Source organism: Hyphobacterium sp. SN044 (assembly GCF_021864465.1).
Taxonomy (GTDB): domain Bacteria; phylum Pseudomonadota; class Alphaproteobacteria; order Caulobacterales; family Maricaulaceae; genus Hyphobacterium.
The window spans coordinates 130,386-146,817 of the sequence record NZ_JAKKUV010000002.1; the positions used below are offsets into that span (position 1 = coordinate 130,386).

17 protein-coding genes are annotated in these 16,432 nt (G+C 65.1%); 14 read left to right on the forward strand and 3 right to left on the reverse strand.

The window, feature by feature from the left end:
• Positions 1-7: 7 nt before the first annotated feature.
• On the reverse strand, positions 8-526 hold the full coding sequence (locus L5876_RS03500; protein WP_236954699.1) for a hypothetical protein: 519 nt from the start codon (positions 524-526) through the stop codon (positions 8-10).
• Between the two features lie 68 nt (positions 527-594).
• Positions 595-2,544, reverse strand: a complete 1,950-nt coding sequence (gene acs / locus L5876_RS03505) for an acetate--CoA ligase (RefSeq protein WP_236954700.1) — start codon at positions 2,542-2,544, stop codon at positions 595-597.
• Between the two features lie 155 nt (positions 2,545-2,699).
• On the opposite strand from acs, the gene L5876_RS03510 reads away from it, so the two are divergent.
• The 9 genes from L5876_RS03510 to hisIE all read left to right on the forward strand — a co-directional run bounded on the left by L5876_RS03510 (position 2,700) and on the right by hisIE (position 9,503).
• Entirely contained in the window at positions 2,700-3,059 is a 360-nt protein-coding gene (locus L5876_RS03510; protein WP_236954701.1) for a rhodanese-like domain-containing protein, read from the forward strand.
• A gap of 101 nt (positions 3,060-3,160) precedes the next feature.
• Positions 3,161-3,484: a YerC/YecD family TrpR-related protein gene (locus tag L5876_RS03515; protein ID WP_236954702.1), complete on the forward strand. Its 324-nt coding sequence runs from the start codon at positions 3,161-3,163 to the stop codon at positions 3,482-3,484.
• Entirely contained in the window at positions 3,481-4,368 is an 888-nt protein-coding gene (gene hisG / locus L5876_RS03520; protein WP_236954703.1) for an ATP phosphoribosyltransferase, read from the forward strand. Before L5876_RS03515 ends, hisG begins: the two co-directional genes overlap by 4 nt.
• A gap of 3 nt (positions 4,369-4,371) precedes the next feature.
• Positions 4,372-5,667: a histidinol dehydrogenase gene (hisD, locus tag L5876_RS03525; RefSeq protein WP_236954704.1), complete on the forward strand. Its 1,296-nt coding sequence runs from the start codon at positions 4,372-4,374 to the stop codon at positions 5,665-5,667.
• A complete protein-coding gene (gene hisB, locus L5876_RS03530) occupies positions 5,664-6,797 on the forward strand; it encodes an imidazoleglycerol-phosphate dehydratase HisB (protein WP_236954705.1) in 1,134 nt (377 codons plus the stop codon). The genes hisD and hisB overlap by 4 nt, the downstream gene beginning before the upstream one ends.
• A 4-nt stretch (positions 6,798-6,801) precedes the next feature.
• A complete protein-coding gene (hisH, locus tag L5876_RS03535; RefSeq protein WP_236954706.1) occupies positions 6,802-7,416 on the forward strand; it encodes an imidazole glycerol phosphate synthase subunit HisH in 615 nt (204 codons plus the stop codon).
• Positions 7,394-8,128: a 1-(5-phosphoribosyl)-5-[(5-phosphoribosylamino)methylideneamino]imidazole-4-carboxamide isomerase gene (gene hisA, locus L5876_RS03540; protein ID WP_236954707.1), complete on the forward strand. Its 735-nt coding sequence runs from the start codon at positions 7,394-7,396 to the stop codon at positions 8,126-8,128. Before hisH ends, hisA begins: the two co-directional genes overlap by 23 nt.
• Complete coding sequence (gene hisF / locus L5876_RS03545) at positions 8,110-8,877, forward strand: imidazole glycerol phosphate synthase subunit HisF (RefSeq protein ID WP_236954708.1); 768 nt, start codon at positions 8,110-8,112, stop codon at positions 8,875-8,877. The genes hisA and hisF overlap by 19 nt, the downstream gene beginning before the upstream one ends.
• Complete coding sequence (gene hisIE / locus L5876_RS03550; protein ID WP_236954709.1) at positions 8,874-9,503, forward strand: bifunctional phosphoribosyl-AMP cyclohydrolase/phosphoribosyl-ATP diphosphatase HisIE; 630 nt, start codon at positions 8,874-8,876, stop codon at positions 9,501-9,503. Before hisF ends, hisIE begins: the two co-directional genes overlap by 4 nt.
• On the opposite strand, the gene L5876_RS03555 is transcribed toward hisIE, so the two are convergent.
• The gene (locus L5876_RS03555) at positions 9,470-10,825 is read right to left on the reverse strand and encodes a formimidoylglutamate deiminase (protein WP_236954710.1); all 1,356 of its coding nucleotides are present in this window, start codon (positions 10,823-10,825) and stop codon (positions 9,470-9,472) included. The genes hisIE and L5876_RS03555 overlap by 34 nt on opposite strands.
• Before the next feature lie 55 nt (positions 10,826-10,880).
• Between L5876_RS03555 and hutI the strand changes: the two genes are divergently transcribed.
• Genes hutI through L5876_RS03580 form a run of 5 tightly spaced genes read left to right on the forward strand, consistent with a single transcriptional unit; the run spans position 10,881 to position 16,432 of the window.
• Positions 10,881-12,092 (forward strand): imidazolonepropionase, encoded by a 1,212-nt coding sequence (gene hutI / locus L5876_RS03560; RefSeq protein ID WP_236954711.1) that lies wholly within the window; start codon positions 10,881-10,883, stop codon positions 12,090-12,092.
• The gene (hutH, locus tag L5876_RS03565) at positions 12,089-13,621 is read left to right on the forward strand and encodes a histidine ammonia-lyase (RefSeq protein ID WP_236954712.1); all 1,533 of its coding nucleotides are present in this window, start codon (positions 12,089-12,091) and stop codon (positions 13,619-13,621) included. The genes hutI and hutH overlap by 4 nt, the downstream gene beginning before the upstream one ends.
• Positions 13,618-14,430: an N-formylglutamate deformylase gene (gene hutG, locus L5876_RS03570; RefSeq protein ID WP_236954713.1), complete on the forward strand. Its 813-nt coding sequence runs from the start codon at positions 13,618-13,620 to the stop codon at positions 14,428-14,430. Before hutH ends, hutG begins: the two co-directional genes overlap by 4 nt.
• Complete coding sequence (hutU, locus tag L5876_RS03575; protein ID WP_236954714.1) at positions 14,427-16,094, forward strand: urocanate hydratase; 1,668 nt, start codon at positions 14,427-14,429, stop codon at positions 16,092-16,094. Before hutG ends, hutU begins: the two co-directional genes overlap by 4 nt.
• The gene (locus tag L5876_RS03580) at positions 16,094-16,432 is read left to right on the forward strand and encodes a hypothetical protein (RefSeq protein ID WP_236954715.1); all 339 of its coding nucleotides are present in this window, start codon (positions 16,094-16,096) and stop codon (positions 16,430-16,432) included. The genes hutU and L5876_RS03580 overlap by 1 nt, the downstream gene beginning before the upstream one ends.

Sequence of the window (16,432 nt, forward strand, 5' to 3'; positions counted from 1 at the left end):
GCCTGTCCTAGCCCGTCGGCGCCTGGGCGGTCACCAGCGAGCACAGGTCCGACATGCGCCAACCCTCGGCCGTGTTGACGAAGCGGCACTCGATATAGTCGCGGCGGTGATAGCCGTAGGGCTGGTAGCCGGTTTCCGGAATCACCGGCACGGCGGGGCGGAGCTGGTCGTAGCGCGCCTGCGAATAGACAGCGATGGAACGCTGCGTTTCCGGCGTCGCGGAGGGCAGGTCGATCACGCAGAGCGGCGGGTCGGACAGGATGCCGAGCAAGGTGCCGCTGGTATAGCCTTGCGAACCCCACATGTGGCCGCTGGCATAGGGGTCTTCGGCGATCAGAGCGCTGCGGGCGGGGCCCTGCGCCGAGTTCCGGATCAGCGTCTGCCGGTCGCGCGCGACGATGGCCCGGAAAATCTCGAATTCCTGCGCGTTCGGAGCACGGCATTGCGGTTCGACCGGGCCGGACTCGGTGGTCGCGCATCCGGCAAGCGGAAGGAGGGCCAGGGCGGCGAGAACGGGCAGACGCATGGAACACTTCCTCTCGAGGTCAGAATGTCAGTATCGCCGCTTGGCGTGACGCCGCAAGGGCTTCGATGTCAGGCCGATTTGCGATTGGCAACGAGGTCGTCGACCACACCGGGTTCGGCGAGGGTCGTCGTGTCCCCGAGATTGTTCAACTCACCCTCCGCGATCTTGCGCAGGATGCGCCGCATGATCTTGCCGGAGCGGGTCTTGGGCAGGGAGGGGGCGAACTGGATGGCATCGGGCGAGGCGATCGGCCCGATATCGTCGCGGACCCACTGGCGCAGCTCCTTTTCCAGAGCCGCATCGGGCTCGGCGTCCTGGTTCAGTGTGACATAGCAGTAGATGCCCTGACCCTTGATATCGTGCGGGAAACCAACGACGGCAGCCTCGGCGACCTTCGGGTGGGCAACCAGCGCGCTTTCGACCTCCGCCGTGCCAAGGCGGTGGCCGGAGACGTTGATCACGTCATCCACGCGGCCGGTGATCCACCAGTAGCCGTCCTCGTCCCGCCGAGCGCCGTCGCCGGTGAAATAGAGACCGGGATAGGTCGAGAAATAGGTGTCGAAAAAGCGCTGGTGATCGCCGTATACGGTGCGCATCTGGCCGGGCCAGGATGTCTTGAGCACCAGATTGCCGCTCGCCGCGCCCTTGATGAAATTGCCTTCGGTATCGACAAGGTCGGGCTGGATGCCGAACATCGGCGTCGAGGCCGAGCCGGGTTTCAGATCGGTCGCGCCGGGCAGGGGGGTGATCAGCGCCCCGCCGGTCTCGGTCTGCCACCAGGTGTCGACCACCGGGCAGCGTTTGTCGCCGACCACCTCCCAATACCAGGTCCAGGCCGCGGGATTGATCGGCTCACCGACCGTGCCGAGCAGGCGCAGGGACTGGCGCGAATGCTTCTTCACATGCGCGTCGCCGAGGCGTTCAAGCGCGCGGATTGCCGTCGGGGCTGTGTAGAAGATCTCGACCTTGTGCTTGTCGACAACCTGCCAGAAGCGGTCGGGGCCGGGATAGGTCGGGATGCCCTCGAACATGAGTGTCGTCGCGCCATTCGCAAGCGGGCCGTAAACGATGTAGGTGTGCCCGGTGACCCAGCCGACATCGGCTGTGCACCAGTAGATTTCGCCGGGGCGGTAGTCGAACACGTATTCATGCGTCATCGATGCCCAGACCATGTAGCCACCGGTCGTGTGCAGCACGCCCTTCGGCTTTCCGGTCGAGCCCGACGTGTAGAGAATGAAGAGCGGGTCTTCGGCCTGCATGGGCTCGCACGGGCAATCCGCGCCCACGTTTTTGGCGGCCACGTGATACCAGCGGTCGCGGCCCTGCTTCATGGCGACATCGGCATCGGTGTGGCGAACGACCAGCACACCGGTGACTCCGGAGACTTTCTCAAGCGCCTTGTCGACATTGTGCTTGAGCGGGATCGTCTTGCCGCCGCGCAGGCCCTCATTCGCAGTGATGACCCATTCCGACCGGCAATCCTCGATCCGGCCCGCGATCGAGTCGGGTGAGAAACCGCCGAACACGACGGAATGGACGGCCCCGATCCGCGCACAGGCGAGCATGGCAAAGGCGGCCTCGACGATCATCGGCAGGTAGATCGTGACGCGGTCGCCCTTCTTCACACCCATGTCCTTCAGGACATTGGCGAAGCGGCAGACCTCGGTGTGCAATTGTCCGTAGGAGACTTTCCTGTCGACCGACGGGTCGTCACCCTCCCAGATCAGGGCGACGTCATTGCGTTTGTCCGGCAGGTGCCGGTCGACGCAATTGTAGCAGGCATTGAGCACGCCATCGGCGAACCAGCGAATGTGAAGGTCGTCCTTTGACCAGGACACGTCGCTGATCTCGGTGGGCGCCTTGATCCAGTCGATCCGCTTCAATTCCTCGGCCCAGAAGGCGTCGGGGTTGTCGACCGACAGCTTGTATTTCTCGGCATAACGCCCGGCATTGATCTTTGCGCGTTTCGACCAGTCGGCCGGGACGGGGATCAGGGTGGGGGAGGTGTCGTGGGTCACGGTCGGCGCTCCGAACGGTTCGCGAAGGGGCCGCAGGCTAGCGGGGTCGCCTGAACCCCGCAAACGCCGTTGATGCAAACAGTCATTTCGTGGAAGTTGCCTCCGCGTGCGGTGGTGCCAATGATGCGCGCGCATCAAGGAAGGACGACACAACGATGAACGGACTCGAGGATCTGACCCCGAAGCAGGTGGCTGACGGGCTGAAGGCCGGAACACTGCTTCTGATCGATGTGCGCGAACCGCGCGAATTCGCGATCGAGCGGATCCACGGGACGCTCAATCATCCGTTGTCGACGCTCGAACCCGCCGTCATGCCGGTCGATGGCAAGCGACGGGTCGTCCTGAGCTGCGCGGGCGGACGCCGTTCCGCCGTTGCGGCGATTCACTGCCAGGATGCCGGTGTGAAAGTCGATGCGCACATGGCCGGCGGGCTCGGAGCCTGGAAGGCGGCCGGACTTCCGGTCATCGCCGTTGACCCCGATACCGGCGAGATCATCGATACCGGAAAACTCTAGAAAAAACAGAAAGTAACGCCTCGCTGTCACCATCTGCACCCGCCCTCTTGTTTTAGCGTGCTAAAACGTTATATGTCCGCTCCGAAGCAGGGAGCGGACCGATGGCACCGATCAAGACCAATGACCCGAGGCAGCGCCGTATCGAGGACAGGGACGCCCTGTGCGATGCGCTGCTGCAGGTGAAGGATCGGGCGGAAGCCGAGCGTTTCCTGAAAGACCTCTGTACGCCGGGCGAGATCGAAGCGCTCGCGGAACGCTGGCGCGTCGTGCGTCTGCTCGATGCGGGCGGGAAGACCTATCGCCAGATCGCCGAGGAGACGGGGGCTTCAACCGCGACGGTCACGCGCGTTGCCCGCTTCCTGATGCAGGAACCGAATGAGGGCTACCGCCTGGTGCTCGACCGGCTCAAGGGAGCGAAGCGATGAGCGATACACGGCTCAAACTTGCGGTCCAGAAGTCGGGACGGCTTGCCGAGGGCGGGTTGAAGTTGCTGGAGCGCTCCGGCCTGCGCTTTGCCTATGGCCGGGATGCACTGCATCGCCGGGCGGAGAACATGCCGGTTGATCTGATGCTGGTTCGTGACGACGACATTCCGAGCTTCGTTGCCGGCGGCGCGTGCGACTACGGCATTGTCGGTGAGAACGTGCTCTACGAGATGCAGGCCCGGTCGAGGCGCTATGGCGAGGTCGAGACCGTACTGAAACTCGGCTTTGCGAAATGCACGCTGAAGCTGGCGGCACCGAAGGACGGGGGCATTCGTTCCGCCGGGGATTTAGCGGGAAAGTCGATCGCGACCTCCTATCCGGGCCTTACGAAAGCCTGGCTCGCCGAACGCGGCATCGAAGCGGAAGTCGTAGAAATGCGCGGATCGGTCGAGGTCGCGCCGCGGATGAAGATCGCTGATGCGATCTGCGATCTCGTTTCCTCCGGAGCGACGCTCGAGGCCAATGGCCTGGAAGCCTTCGAAACAGTCCTGGAAAGTGAAGCCGTTCTGATCCGCCGGCGGAATGGCCGCAATGGCGGGGTCGAAGCAACCGCAAAGCTGCTGATCCAGCGCGCGGAAGGCGTCATCGCTTCGGCGCAGACGAAATACATCCTGCTGAACGCACCGACCGACCGATTGGCCGAGATCAAGGCGATCCTGCCGGGGTCCGACGCGCCGACCGTTGCCCAGATCGCGGGGCGCGACGATGTTGTGGCCGTGCACGCCGTCTGCCGCGAGCAAGTCTTCTGGGAAACGCTTGAGCGTCTGAAGACGGCCGGTGCCCGCGCCATCCTCGTGCTTCCGATCGAAAAGATGATGGCCTGAACCATGCTGAAACCGATTGCATGGTCCGGTCTGAGCGCGAACGCGCGGGAGGCGCTGTTTGCGCCGGCCCCGTCGCTGGTCGATGCCGAATCCGCCGCCGTCGAAATTGTCGAGGGCGTCCGGCGCGGCGGCGACGCTGCGCTGAGATCCTATGCCCGACAATTCGACGGTTACACCCGGGACCGGTTCCGCGTGCCGAACGAAGCCCTTCGATCGGCTGAAGCGGGGCTGGACCGCGCCGATGCAGACGCCCTCCAGTCAGCCATTGGTGCGGTCCAGCAGTTTCACCAGGCGCAGGGCTTTCCCGAAATCCGGGTCGAGACCTGGCCCGGGCTTGTTGCGCGCCGGAAGACCGTGCCGATCGGCACGGTCGGGCTTTATGTTCCCGCTGGCAGCGCTCCCTTGGTTTCGACACTGATCATGCTCGCCGTGCCGGCGCAGATCGCCGGCGTGCCGCGCATCGCGGTTGTCGTGCCACCCGCGCCGGACGGGACAGTGAACTCTGCTGTGCTCGCCGCCGCCAGCCTGCTCGGGCTGACGGAAATCTATGCCATCGGCGGCGCGCAGGCGATTGCGGGGTTGGCCTTCGGAGCGGGCGAACTCCCCCGTGCCGACAAGATATTCGGGCCGGGCAATGCCTGGGTCGCGGCGGCGAAGGCCTATGTCTCGCGTCTGCAGGGCGGTCCGGCCATTGATCTTCCGGCTGGTCCGAGTGAAGTGATGGTGGTCGCCGATGTGACCGCCGAACCGGAATTTGTGGCCGCCGATCTTCTGGCCCAGGCCGAACACGATCCGATGGCCCGGGTGGTTCTTGTGTCGCGCGGTACCGACCTGGACGCGATTGCCGCGGCTTGCGAGACGCAGCTGGCCGGATTGCCGCGCCGGTCGATTGCCTCGCAGGCCATGGCCAATGCGATCTGCATCACAACGGCAAGCGATGACGAGGTGCTGGGCGCCATCGAAGCGGCGGCGCCCGAACACCTGATCCTGCAGACCGCAAACGCTTCCGAACTGGCTGAATGTGTCCGGAATTCCGGATCTATTTTCGTTGGGGCGTGGACGCCCGAGTCGGCCGGCGATTACGCCGCCGGTCCGAACCACACACTCCCGACGGGACGGGCCGCGCGCGCCTATGGCGGTGTCACGGTCGAAGCCTTCCAGAAGACGGTCACGATCATGGAAGCGAGTCCGGAAGGCGCGCGGAACATCGCGCCGGCGGTCGAGCGGCTGGCGGCGCTCGAAGGCCTGGAAGGACACGCGGCCGCGATGCGGCTTCGCCGCGAAAGGGCAGGATCATGACCATTGACCTGCGCCTCGATCACCCGCGCCGGACAGTTCTGGATCTGGCCGACCGCCTGCGCGGTCGTCTCGCCGCCATGCTCGGCGTTGAGGCCAGCCGGATCGTGCTGGCACCAACGTCCGAAGCAGTCACGATCGTCGGTCTCGATCCGTCCCGCACCGTTCCGATCGGGCCCACGGACAATCGGGTCTGCGCGGTGGTTATCGATGGTTCTGGACCGAAGGCACGGGAGATCGAACTGGCCTTGAGCGAAGCGGCGCTGAAGGCGGCGCTCGATGCCATCTCGCCCGCCGGTGCCGCGGCACGCGAGGCCGAATTGGTTCGGCGGAGCGAGATGCTCGATCGGATTGCCGAAGTTCTTCGCAATTGGCCCGGGGTCGGTGCAGTCGAGATCAGGAAAGATTCCATACAGCTGATCGCGCGCGAGCCGATGGCCCTCGAACGCGAGCTTGCCGCGGCTGGGCTTATCGCTGCGCAAAATGATGCCGGATTCTCGCTCTTCGTTCCGACGGTCGAGGCAGCGAAGGCGCTTGCCGAACGCGTTGCCTTGCCCTCGCGACGGGCGGCAATTGTGCGCCGGACCACGAAAGAGACCGACATCACGGTGTCTGTCGATCTCGACCGGGATGGACCCATTCGCGCCGAAACGGGGATCGAGTTCTTCGATCACATGCTCGACCAGATTGGCCGCCACGGCGGCTTCGCGCTCGACGTTGTGGCCGAGGGGGATATCGGCGTCGATGCGCACCACACGATCGAAGACGTTTGCCTGGCGCTTGGGGAAGCCCTTCGTCAGGCCCTCGGCGACAAGCGCGGCATTGCCCGGTTCGGATTTGAATTGCCGATGGACGAGACGCGGGCCGGAGTCTGGATAGACCTGTCCGGGCGGCCCTTCTGCAAATTCGAAGGCGCGATCCCGGGCGAGCGCGTTGCCGGCTTCCCGGTCGAGATGACGCCGCACGCCTTCCGGTCCCTGGCAGAAGCGATGAAGGCGTCAATTCATGTCCGGGTGGAGGGTGAGAATGCTCACCACATGATCGAGGCCTGCTTCAAGGCATTCGGACGCGCCCTGCGTCAGGCCGTTCGCGTTGAGGGCGATGCCATCCCCTCCACCAAGGGCACGCTCTGATCCCATGAGTGTCGCATTGATCGATACGGGGTGCTCGAACCTGTTCTCCGTTCAGGCCGCGCTCGACCGGCTTGGCGCGACGCACAGTCTTGCGCGTACGCCAGCTGAAGCAGATCGAGCGGACCGGCTGATTCTGCCCGGTGTCGGGGCGGCAGGGCCGGCCATGGCGCGGCTCGACGTGTCGGGCTGGGCCAAGGCGCTGCGCCGCGAGACCCGGCCGGTGCTCGGCATTTGTCTTGGCATGCAATTGCTGTTCGAAAGAAGCGAAGAGGGCGGTGTTCAGACGCTCGGCCTCATTCCTGGCGAGGTGCGCAGGTTGCCGCGCCCGGACGGTGGGGTCTGGCCGCACATGGGCTGGAGCCGTTTGACGCTCGAGCGCGCGAGCCCGCTGACCGCGAATCTGGATGAGGGCGCCTACGCCTATTTCGTCCACGGCTACGCCGCGGACCCGGGCGAGGCGACCATCGCGTCGGCCGAACATGGCCGCAGCTTTAGTGCCATGGTTCAACGCGGAGCCGTCTTTGGCTGTCAGTTCCACCCCGAGCGATCCGCCGATGTCGGATCCACAATCTTACGTAATTTCATAGAGTTGAGTGATGCAGCTTTATCCGGCAATTGATCTTCTCGACGGGCAGATCGTTCGTCTGACCCATGGCGATTTCGACGCCGTCACCGCCTATGGCGACGACCCGGTCAAGGTCGCGAAGGCCTGGCGGGATGAAGGAGCGGATTGGCTACACGTCGTCGACCTTTCGGGGGCCCGTGATGGTGCCCGGCGGCAGACGGATACGATCGCGCAATTGTGCGGCCTGGGTCTGAAAGTCCAGACGGGCGGTGGTGTCCGCAGTGCTGACGATGTGGCGCGATTGCTCGATGCCGGAGTGAGCCGCGTGATCGTCGGCAGCATGGCGGTGATTGCTCCCGACCGCTTTTCCGATTGGCTCGACAGGATTGGCGGCGAACGATTGATCGCCGCGCTTGACGTCCGCATGAATGGCGACGTGGCCGTTCCGGTCGTCAAAGGCTGGACCCAGGCGTCGACGACGACCCTCGATGCCCTCATGGCGAAGTATCTCGACACGCCCCTGAAGCACGTTCTGACCACCGATGTCGGCCGAGACGGTGCGCTGAAAGGGCCATCGACCGCGCTGTATGCCCGGCTCGCCAAGGACTGGCCGGACATTGCCTGGCAGGCGTCCGGCGGCGTTTCCGCGCTTGCCGATCTGACAGCCTTGCGGTCGTCCGGTGCGGAAGGGGCGATTGTCGGCCGTGCGCTCTACGAGAACCGCTTTACGGTCAGGGAGGCGATTGCATGCCTGCGCGGCGCATAATTCCCTGTCTCGACGTGAAGGGCGGCCGGGTCGTGAAGGGCGTCCGCTTCCGCAATCACGAGGATGTCGGCGACATCGCCGCGCTGGCCGCGCGTTATTCTGCGGAAGGCGCGGACGAACTGGTTTTCTACGACATCGCTGCGAGTCCCGAGGCAAGAGCCGTCGAACCGGAATGGGTTTCGCGGGTTGCACGGCTGATCGACATTCCGTTCTGCGTCGCGGGCGGAATCCGCAGCGTCGACGATGCGCGCGCGCGGTTGTTCGCCGGGGCCGACAAGATATCGGTCAATTCGCCAGCCCTCGCGGATCCTTCACTGATAGACGCGTTGGCATGCGAATTCGGGTCACAGTGTGTGGTCGTCGGCGTCGACAGCCGCCCGGTCGGTGGCGACTGGCGGGTGCATCAGTATACGGGCGATCCGGACAAGACGGCCGCCCTGTCGCGACGGACGCTGGACTGGGTGAGCGAGGCGGTCGACCGGGGCGCCGGCGAGATCGTGATGAACTGCATGGACAGTGACGGCGTCCGCGAAGGCTATGACATCGATCAGTTGTCCGCAGTCCGTGAAGTCTGCACCGTGCCGCTCATCGCCTCGGGCGGGGCCGGCGCGGTCCCGCATTTTGCCGATGTGTTCCGTGCGGCCCAGGTAGATGGCGCGCTCGCGGCCAGCGTCTTCCACAAGGGCGTGATCGCCATTCCCGAACTCAAATCCTATCTGCTTGAAGCCGGAATCGAGGTCAGACCATGATCGACATCAGCGCGATCGATTTCGCCAAGTCGGGTGGGCTCGTACCCGCCATCGTTCAGCATGCGCGCACGCGTCAGGTGCTCATGCTCGGCTACATGAACGAGGACGCGGTCCAGCAGACCATCGATACCGGGCTCGTGACTTTCTTCAGCCGGTCGAAGGACCGGATATGGGTGAAGGGCGAGACCAGCGGCAATACGCTTCGCCTCGAAGCCATCCGCCTCGATTGCGACCGCGATACGCTGCTGGTCGCGGCCGTGCCGGCCGGGCCAGTCTGTCACCTCGGGACACCGGGGTGTTTCGACGATGGCGAAGCGCCGGGCGTCGGCTTCCTCGCGGCGCTTTCGGACGTCGTGCGGTCGCGCCGGAACGCCGACCCGAAGGAAAGCTATGTCGCGCGCCTTCTGGCTTCCGGACCGCTCAAGGCCGCGCAGAAGGTTGGCGAGGAGGGCGTCGAGGTGGCGTTGGCTGCGGCTGCGCAGGACGATACGGCGTTGACCGAAGAGGCGGCCGATCTGGTCTTTCACCTGCTCGTCGCGCTTGAAAGCCGCGGTATTGCGCTTTCAGACGTCGTCGAGACGCTTCGTGCGCGTCACGCCAGCAGCTTGGCCATCACGGAGCGGTAGCGCGTAGCGACGGCCTCGCGGTCCTTGTGAACGCCGTCCTTCACGCAGTGACGGCCTGCCGACCAGACCTGCGAGACACAGGACCGGTCGCCGGCAAAGATCCAGCTGTCGATTATGGCGTCGCCGGTCTTGCCGGTGATCGTGGGGTGTTCGGCGTCAAGCGAAACAAGATCGGCCCAGTTGCCGGTCGCGATCGCGCCGCTTGCCCGGCCAAGTGCCTGCGCTCCGCCCGCCAGCGTCGCATCAAACAGCGTGCGTCCCGTCGAGCCATTGGGCGGGGCGGCGATGTTGCGGGCGCGCTGCGTCAGGCGTTGCGCCCACTCCATCAAGCGAAGCTCCTGCGCCGCGTCGGTCCCGATATGGCTGTCCGTGCCGATGCCGAGCGCGCCGCCCGCTTCGGTGAAGGCGCGGAACTGGAAGATGCCGTCGCCGAGATCGGCCTCCGTCGACGGACACAATCCGGCGACGCCGCCGGTGCGGGCGAGGCGGGTCGCTTCGTCCTCCGTCATGTGGGTCGCATGGATATGGCACCAGCGGCTATCCGGGCCGACATGGTCGAGCAGCCATTCGACCGGCCGCTGGCCGGACCAGGCGAGGCAGGCGTCGACCTCCTTCATCTGTTCCGCGATGTGGATGTGGATCGGGCCGCCCGGATCGTTCGACAGGACGGCCTTGAGATGATCCGGCGTGACGGCGCGCAGCGAGTGCGGGGCGATGCCGAGCCGGTCGTCCGCCCGCGTCAGATATTGCGGCATCGATTCGACAATCCGGGCGAAGCTTTGGGGATCGTTGAGGAAACGGCGCTGGCCGTCTCCGGGCGGAGTGCCGCCGAAATCGCCCTGCGCGTAGTAGACGGGCAGATGGGTCAGGCCGATGCCGGTGCATTGTGCGGCTGCCGCGATGCCCGCGCCGGTTTCAGCCGAATTGGCGTATTTCGAGCCGTCCGGCGCGTTGTGCACGTAGTGAAACTCGGCCACCGAGGCGAAGCCGGACTCCATCAGCTCGACATAGAGCATGGCCGCAACGACTTCGAGTTCCTCCGGCCCAAGACGCTGAAGGAAGACAAACATCACCTCGCGCCAGCTCCAGAAATCGTCGCGCCCCGGACCGCGCCGTTCCGTGAGGCCGACGAGGGCGCGCTGGAAGGCGTGGCTGTGTACGTTTGCGAGCGCGGGCAGGAGGATCGCAACGGCTTCTGCATCCCGCGAGCGCGGTGCGCCATCTGCCACAGAGGCAATGCGGCCGTCATCTCCGATCGCGATTTCGACATCGCGTTTCCAGCCCGTCGGCAGGAGAGCGGTTTCAGCGTGAAGCTTGCGCATCCATTCCTTCCTCTGACAGAGAGGTAGCCGGGATTCGTACAGGAAGGGAGAGTGCGTGCGTTACGATCGGCTGTTCGTCAACGGACGGCTCGCCACCATGGTGGCGGGCGGCGCGCCCTATGGCGTGGTCGAGTCGGGCTATGTGGCTGTCAACGATGGTCGGATCGCCGCGGTCGGCGCGATGGCGGACCTGCCATCCGACGCATCCGGGGAACGGATCGATCTCGAAGGCCGGTGGTTGACACCGGCCCTGATCGACTGCCACACGCACCTGATCTTCGCCGGAGACCGGTCGGACGAATACGAACAGAAGTTGGCCGGTGTGCCCTACCAGGAGATCGCCAAGGCCGGGGGCGGTATTCCGAAAACGGTCGAAGCCGTGCGGGCGTCGAGCCCGGCGGATCTCGCCGCTGGCGCGATGAAGCGGCTCGATGTTTTCGCCGTGGAAGGCGTCGGAACCATCGAAATAAAAACGGGTTATGGCCTTAATCTCGAGTCCGAAGTGAACATGATGAAGGCGGCACGCAGCCTCGGTCTGATCTCCGGCATGCGGATCGAGGTGACGTTGCTGGCCGCGCATGCTGTCCCCCCCGAGTACAAGGGCCGGGCAGACGCCTACATCGACGAGGTCTGCGTGCCGTTGATCGAAAAGGCGGGCCGCCGCGGATTGGCGGACGCGGTCGATGCCTATTGTGAGGGGATCGCCTTCACGCCGGAACAGACGCGGCGCGTCTTCGAAGCGGCGAAGAGGGCCGGGCTGAAGATCAAGCTGCACGCCGATCAGTTTTCCGACACGGGCGGGGCGGCGCTGGCGGCCGAATTCGGCGCGCTCAGCGCCGATCATCTCGAATACACGGATGCGGCCGGGATTGCGGCGATGGCCAGGGCCGGAACGGTCGCAGTACTGCTTCCGGGGGCGTTCTACGTCCTCGGGGAAGCCACAAAGCCGCCGGTCGCCGCTCTGCGTGAGGCGGGCGTGCCCATGGCGGTGGCGACCGACGCCAATCCGGGCACGAGCCCGCTCCTTTCCCTCCTCACTGCCGCGAACATGGCCTGCCATCTCTTCGGCCTTACGGTGGAAGAGGCGATCGCGGGGATAACGCGCGAGGCGGCGCGGGCGCTTGGCCTTCACGACGAAATCGGCACGATCGAGGCCGGAAAGCGCTGCGATCTGGCGGTCTGGGACATTGAGCGACCCGCCGAGCTGGTGCAGTGGATCGGGGCGCGGCCGCTTCACGGCCGGATCCTCGCAGGAGAATGGGCATGACGACGGTGACGATCCGTCCCGGCACGATGACGCTGGCCGACTGGCGCGATGTCTGGAATGGCGCGGACATTGCCGTGTCCGACCACGCGAAGCCGGTCGTCGACCGGGGCGCGCAGGCCGTGCGCGACCTGCTCGCCTCGGGCCGGGCCGTCTACGGGATCAATACCGGCTTCGGGAAGCTGGCGCAGACGCGGATCGCGGCGAGCGAATTGGAAGAGCTCCAGAAACGGCTCGTCCTGTCGCATGCGTGCGGTGTCGGCGCACCGCTGCCGCGCCGCGTCGTGCGGCTGATGATGGCGCTCAAGATCGCGTCGCTCGGGCAGGGCAATTCCGGCATCCAGTGGACGACGGTCAAGGCGATCGAAGCGCTGCTGAAGGCCGGGGTCGATCCGGTCATCCCCTCGCAGGGTTCGGTTGGCGCGTCCGGCGATCTCGCGCCGCTGTCGCACCTCGCGGCCATGTTGATGGGCGTCGGCGACGCCGAGATCGGCGACGAGCGTGTCTCAGCGGTCGAGGCCCTGAAGCGCGCGGGATTTGAACCTCTAGTGCTCGGGCCGAAGGAAGGGCTCGCACTGCTCAACGGTACGCAATTCTCCACCGCGTGTGCGCTGGCCGGCGTGTTCGAGGCGGAGACCGCCTTCCGGACGGCCCTGGTCGCCGGCGCACTGAGCGTCGAGGCGGCCAAGGGGTCCACCGCGCCCTTCGATGCGCGCATTCATGCCGTTCGGCGACACCAGGGTCAGATCGATGCGGCGGCCGCCTATCGCGGCCTGCTGGAAGGCAGCGCCATCGTGGAAAGCCATGCCGGCTGCGACAAGGTGCAGGACCCGTATTGCCTGCGCTGTCAGCCGCAGGTGATGGGCGCGGCGCTCGGCGTGCTGCGCCAGGCGGCGCACACGCTCGAAGTCGAGGCCAACGCCGTCACCGACAATCCACTGATCTTTGCGGAAGGGCCAGACGCGATTTCGGGCGGAAACTTCCATGCCGAGCCGGTCGCCTTCGCCGCCGACATGATCGCGATGGCGGTGTGCGAGATCGGTTCGATCAGCGAACGGCGGCTCGCCCTGCTGATGGACCCGGCACTGTCCGGTCTCCCGGCTTTTCTGACGCCGGCTCCCGGACTTAACTCGGGTTTCATGATCCCGCAGGTGACCGCGGCCGCGCTGGTCTCGGAAAACAAGCAGCGTGCCATGCCGGCCAGCGTCGATTCCATTCCGACCTCGGCCAACCAGGAAGACCATGTCTCGATGGCCGCACACGGCGCGCGGCGCCTGCTCGACATGACGGCCAATCTGCACTGCGTGATCGGGATTGAACTCCTCGCCGCGGCGCAGGGCATCGATTTCCATGACGGGCTGACATCGTCCCGGCCGCTCGAAGCCGCGCGGCGGACGATCCGGTCGGCCGTCGCGAAGCTGGAAGACGATCGTTATCTTGCCCCCGACCTTGCTGCGGCGACGGAACTGGTGCGCTCCGGCGCGGTGATTGCCGTGGCCCGCGAGCTGCCAGGGCTGGAGACGGCCCGATGAGCGAGGTGTTCAGCCTCCGGCGCGGGCAGGAACCGCTGGTCATTTCCATCCCGCATGCCGGAACGGAAGTGCCGGACGATATTGCTGCCCGGCTGGGCGATGCCGCGAAGGACTTGCCCGACACGGACTGGTTCGTGGATCGGCTTTACGCCTTCGCCGAAGAATTGGATGCGACGATTCTTTGCGCGAAGTATTCCCGCTACGTGATTGATCTCAATCGTGATCCGGGCGGGGCAAGTCTTTATCCCGGGCAGGCGACGACCGGGCTGGTTCCGGTCGAGTGCTTCGATGGCACACCGCTCTACCGCGAGGGGGCTGAGCCGGACGAGGCCGAAATCGAGAGGCGCCGGGCGCGCTATTTCGATCCCTATCACCGGGCCATCGCCGAGGAATTGTCGCGTCTCCGGACGCTGCACGGCTATGCCTTGCTCTATGACGCGCATTCTATCGCCTCGGTCGTGCCGCGCCTGTTCGAGGGCGAATTGCCGGTGCTCAATCTTGGTACCAACGCGGGATCGACCTGCGCGCCGGAGATCGAACGCGGTGTGATGAAGGCCATGCTCGCACAGGACGAGTATGAGGCGGTCTCGAACGGACGCTTCAAGGGCGGCTGGATAACGCGCAGTTTCGGGCGGCCGCACACCAATGTCCACGCGCTCCAGATGGAGCTGGCGCAGCGCGCCTATATGGACGAAGCCGCAAAATCCTATGACGAGGCCAAGGCCGCCATGCTGCAGCCGGTCCTGAAATCCATTCTCGAGGCGGCGGTCGATGCCGCCGAGAAACTCCATTGGGAGGTATCGAAATGACCGGAACGCGGCTCGACAATGCGCGTGAAATCCGCGCCAAGCGCGGATCCGAACTGGACGCGAAGTCCTGGCTGACCGAAGCGCCGCTGCGCATGCTGATGAACAATCTCGACCCGGAAGTGGCCGAGAAACCCGAAGAGCTCGTCGTCTATGGCGGGATCGGCCGCGCGGCGCGCGACTGGGAGAGTTTCGACCGCATCGTGTCGACGCTGAAGCGTCTGAATGACGACGAGACGCTGCTGGTGCAGTCCGGCAAGCCGGTCGGCGTCTTCCGCACCCACGCCGATGCGCCGCGCGTCCTGATCGCGAACTCCAATCTCGTGCCGGCCTTCGCGAACTGGGAGCATTTCCGCGAGCTCGATAAGAAGGGCCTGATGATGTACGGCCAGATGACGGCCGGGTCTTGGATCTATATCGGCAGCCAGGGCATTGTTCAGGGCACGTACGAAACCTTCGTCGAGGCCGGGCGCCAGCATTATGGCGGAGACCTGAAGGGCAAGTGGATCCTGACCGGCGGTCTGGGCGGTATGGGCGGGGCCCAGCCGCTCGCAGGCGTCATGGCCGGGGCCTGCGTGCTCGCCGTGGAATGCCGTCCGTCGCGTATCGAGATGCGCCTCAAGACCCGCTATCTCGACCACCGCGCCGATACGATCGACGAGGCGCTGAAACTGATCGGGGACGCCACAAAAGAGGGCCGGGCGATCAGCGTCGGCCTGCTCGGCAATGCGGCGGAGGTTTTCCCGGAACTGGTGAAGCGCGGCGTCAGGCCGGACATGGTCACCGACCAGACCTCGGCGCATGATCCGGTGAACGGCTATCTGCCAACCGGCTGGACGCTGGAAGAGTGGGATGGCGCCAAGGAGAGCGACCCGGACCGGGTTGCGAAGGCGGCGAAGATCTCGATGGCGGAGCAGGTGAAGGCCATGCTTGCCTTCCATGAAATGGGTATCCCGACATTTGATTACGGCAACAATATCCGCCAGATGGCGAAGGAAGTTGGCGTAACGAATGCGTTCGATTTCCCCGGCTTCGTGCCGGCCTATATCCGCCCGCTCTTCTGCAAGGGGATCGGACCGTTCCGGTGGGCCGCGCTGTCGGGCGATCCGGAGGATATCTACAAGACCGATGCCAAGGTGAAGGAGATCATCCCCGATGATCCTCATCTTCATCGCTGGCTCGACATGGCGCGCGAGCGGATCGCCTTCCAGGGGCTCCCGGCGCGGATCTGCTGGGTTGGACTGGGGCTGCGCGACAGGCTCGGCCTCGCCTTCAACGAGATGGTCGCGTCCGGTGAACTCTCGGCGCCGGTCGTGATCGGCCGCGATCACCTCGACAGTGGTTCGGTGGCGTCACCGAACCGCGAGACCGAGGCGATGATGGACGGGTCGGACGCGGTCGCGGACTGGCCGCTCCTCAACGCGCTCCTCAATACCGCGTCGGGCGCGACCTGGGTGTCACTGCATCATGGCGGCGGGGTCGGCATGGGCTGGTCGATCCACTCCGGGCAGGTGATCTGCTGCGACGGCACGCCGGAAGCGGCGAAACGCGTCGAGCGCGTGTTGTGGAACGATCCGGGCACAGGCGTGATGCGCCATGCCGATGCGGGCTATGACATCGCCAAGGAGTGCGCGCGGGAGCAGGGGCTGGATCTGCCGAGTTTGTGATGATCAGCGGAAAAGTGACGAACGCTGTGACGACGGATTCCGAAGGGGTGAAATCACTTTCAATCCTGTCCGATATTCCGTCGCAAGAATCCGATCTTGGCTATCTCTACTTCGACTTCCAGCTAACGGCGGAAGGCGAATTATTTGTGGTTTCCGGTGACCAGAAATGGTGGGCCGCCGAAGTTCGAGGCGCCCATATGTCAAACTCAAAATTTCGGTTTGAATTGCGATCGGCGTCCGAAGTCGAATCTTTCGATTTCGAGACAGGGCCTTGGAGTCAGTTGATCGAAAGCTCAGTGATTCTGTGGCCGACTGGATTCCGGCTTTCGCCGGAATGA